Annotated in this window: 4 protein-coding genes and 2 tRNA genes; 1 reads left to right on the forward strand and 5 read right to left on the reverse strand. The window is 65.3% G+C overall.

The genetic code is table 11. The annotated features are described in order from the left end of the window. Positions 1-55 precede the first annotated feature (55 nt). Positions 56-985 carry a DMT family transporter gene (locus tag Y706_RS0102590; protein ID WP_028275347.1) on the reverse strand — a complete coding sequence of 310 codons (930 nt, stop codon included), beginning with the start codon at positions 983-985 and terminating at the stop codon, positions 56-58. Between the two features lie 131 nt (positions 986-1,116). On the opposite strand from Y706_RS0102590, the gene Y706_RS0102595 reads away from it, so the two are divergent. Next, on the forward strand, positions 1,117-1,485 hold the full coding sequence (locus Y706_RS0102595; RefSeq protein ID WP_028275348.1) for a cupin domain-containing protein: 369 nt from the start codon (positions 1,117-1,119) through the stop codon (positions 1,483-1,485). Between the two features lie 59 nt (positions 1,486-1,544). On the opposite strand, the gene Y706_RS0102600 is transcribed toward Y706_RS0102595, so the two are convergent. The 4 genes from Y706_RS0102600 to Y706_RS0102615 all read right to left on the reverse strand — a co-directional run bounded on the left by Y706_RS0102600 (position 1,545) and on the right by Y706_RS0102615 (position 2,683). Continuing rightward, positions 1,545-1,620: transfer RNA gene (locus tag Y706_RS0102600), tRNA-Ala, on the reverse strand. 72 nt (positions 1,621-1,692) lie between these two features. After that, positions 1,693-1,815 (reverse strand): DLW-39 family protein, encoded by a 123-nt coding sequence (locus tag Y706_RS29690; protein WP_306292825.1) that lies wholly within the window; start codon positions 1,813-1,815, stop codon positions 1,693-1,695. A gap of 63 nt (positions 1,816-1,878) precedes the next feature. Next, positions 1,879-1,952: transfer RNA gene (locus Y706_RS0102610), tRNA-Ile, on the reverse strand. Between the two features lie 98 nt (positions 1,953-2,050). Then, positions 2,051-2,683, reverse strand: coding sequence for a DUF3566 domain-containing protein (locus tag Y706_RS0102615; RefSeq protein WP_028275349.1), 633 nt, complete (start codon positions 2,681-2,683; stop codon positions 2,051-2,053). Between the last annotated feature and the right edge of the window lie 83 nt (positions 2,684-2,766).

The raw sequence follows: 2,766 nt of genomic DNA on the forward strand, positions 1-2,766 counted from the left end.
GCGGCCAATGGCGGCGGCCACGCGGCCGCCGGGAGATGCGGCCGCCGGGAGCGGCCTAGTCGGTGCCGAGCTCCGCCAGCCGCTCTTCACCGGCTCCCTCGCCCGTTCTCCGGGCGGAGCGTGAGCCTCGCTGCCCCAGGACCACGACGGCGAGCCCCACCAGGATCATCGCCAGCCCCACGTAGGTCCCGGCCGGCAGCGTCTCGTCCAGGAAGGCTGCGGCCAGGAGCGCCGCTCCGGGGATTTCCAGCAGGATGATCATGGACACCAGCAGCGGGCTCATGGTCGCCAGCAGATAGTTGAACGCGGTGTGCCCCACCAGCTGTGCGCACACGGTAATGGCGAGGATCCCCAGCCAGCCGGTGGCTTCGAACCCTGCCAGCGGCTGTCCGGCCAGCAGCGCCATCCCCGCCACAATCGCGGCACACATGCCGTAGCACAGGGTCGTATAGACGCCGGTGCCCATGCTCTGCCGTGCCTTGCCTCCGGCGAGCGTGTAGATGCCCGCCAGTGCGCCGCCGGCGACGGCCAGGAGATCGCCCACAAGCGCCTCGGGCGAGGAGCCCATATCAAAACCGGTGATTGTCACGACACCGCCGAAGGCGAGCCCCAGCCCTACCAGGACCGGCCAGCGGAGCCGGACTCCTCGGAAGAGCTGGAAGATCGCGATCCAGCCTGACTGAAGGCACACCAGCGCAGTCGCCGCCGCGACCGACGTCAGCTGCAGGGAGGTAATGAAACACGCGAAGTGCAGGGCCAGGGCGACGGCAGCGGCGAGCGACCAGCGGAACTCGGCTCCGGTCACCTTTCCGAACTGACGGGGGTTGCGGACCACAACCGGACCGGCCATCACGACTGCTCCAATGGCGTTGCGCCAGAATGCGATGGCGAGGGCACTGACCGACGTGGCGCCCAGCGTGGCGGCAATGAGGGGCCCCGACGAGGCCACACCCAGCACACCTACGGCCGCAAGTAAGAAGTTCACGCTCCAACACTAATGGGACGGACAGCAGGGGCCCTTACGGCCGCTGCTCCTTGACGGGTGCATACCGCGGTGCCAACCTTAAGGCGCGGTCTCACGTTCCGGTCTCGCCATCATCGAAGAAGGAGACCATCATGGCGTCAATGATCCGCAAGAGCCTGGACAATCCCGAAGAGACGCGCCCCGTTGCCGAGGGCATGGGTCAGGTGGATCTCGTCAACCTCGAGGCCGGCCCGGTTGGACGGGCTACATTCCTTCCGGGCTGGAAGTGGTCAGACCACGTCAAGCCGATCGCCAAAACTGACAGCTGCATGGCCAGCCATACCGGCTACACGATTTCCGGCCGCATCAAAGTCGTCATGGACGACGGCGAAGAACTCGAATTCGGGCCCGGCGACTTCGGTGTGATTCCGCCGGGCCACGACGCCTGGGTGCTCGGCGACGAGCCCTACGTGTATATCGACTGGCAAGGGATGGCGGACTACGCCAAGCCGAAGGAGTGAGGTGGGGAAGGCATGAAAAAAGCCCCGGACAGCGTTTCCGCTGTCCGGGGCTTTTCCTATGGTGGAGGCACGGGGACTCGAACCCCGAACCCCCTGCTTGCAAAGCAGGTGCGCTACCAATTGCGCCATGCCCCCATAAGAAGCAACCCGACAATCATACCCTAGGTCCGGAGAGCTGATTTCCAGCTTCCATCCCCGGGTTCCGGGCTAGTCAACCGTATCGGTTGAATTGCTCCAGATTACTTTCCGGGCTTCGGATTCCTGCACTTTCCTGTAGAGGAGGACGCCTGCGACCGTGGCTGCGATAACCAGCAACTTCTTCACATGCACCCCGTTCCGGTTCTGTCATGGACGAACCTTCACTAACCTCTGCCAGAACCAGTACAGGTTCCGTGGGCGTACCAGGACTTGAACCTGGGACCTCTTCGTTATCAGCGAAGCGCTCTAACCGCCTGAGCTATACGCCCCGATGCCTCATCGGGCCGAGATATGACTGTACAGCACATCCCGGCCCGATCTCAAATCGAGGCCTTTTTCCGCGGGAATCCGCGGAGAAGTTCGGGAATTAGTCGTCCGTGAGGGTCACGCCGATGCCGCCGACGAGCGTCGCGGCAATGTTGTAGAGCACCGCCGAAAGCATCGACAACGCCGTCAGCAGCACCACATTGATCACGGCGATGATGGTGGCGAATGACGCCACCTGACCCAGGGATGCCACCTTCTTCAATTCGAAGCCGCCGCCTTCGGAGCCGGCGAGGGTCCCGAGCAGGCTGTCCACCTGGTCAAAGATCCCGGTCAGGTCCAGGACGGTCCAGAGCACGATCGCCGCCACGACGGTGACGATTCCCAGCGCCACGGAGAGCAGGAAGGCCATTTTCAGCACGGACCAGGGGTCCACCTTGCTGACCAGCAGCCTGGCACGGCGCACCTTGGCCTTGGGAGCAGGCTTGATCAGCCCGGCAGTGCTTTGGCCGCCGGACTGGGCGGGGCGCTGACCCGGGACGGCGGGGCGCTGTCCGGGGACCGTGGGGCGCTGGCCGGGTGCGGCGGGCCGCTGGCCCGTTCCCGTGGCTGCGCCGGACACGCCGGGGCGCTGCTGCGGACGCGAGGGGGCGCCTACGCGCGGTGCGGCGGCGGGCTGCCGCACTCCGCTCGGCACGCCGCTGCTCGGCTTGGGATATGAGTCGGAATTACTCACTCGTTACCTCCGGTATTGTCTTCGTCCAGCTCGGCATTGCCTGATGACTCATCTGACTCCGGGGCCGGTACTGATTCTGCCGC

Origin of the sequence: Arthrobacter sp. I3, from assembly GCF_000520575.1 — a bacterium.
Classification (GTDB): domain Bacteria; phylum Actinomycetota; class Actinomycetes; order Actinomycetales; family Micrococcaceae; genus Arthrobacter; species Arthrobacter humicola_A.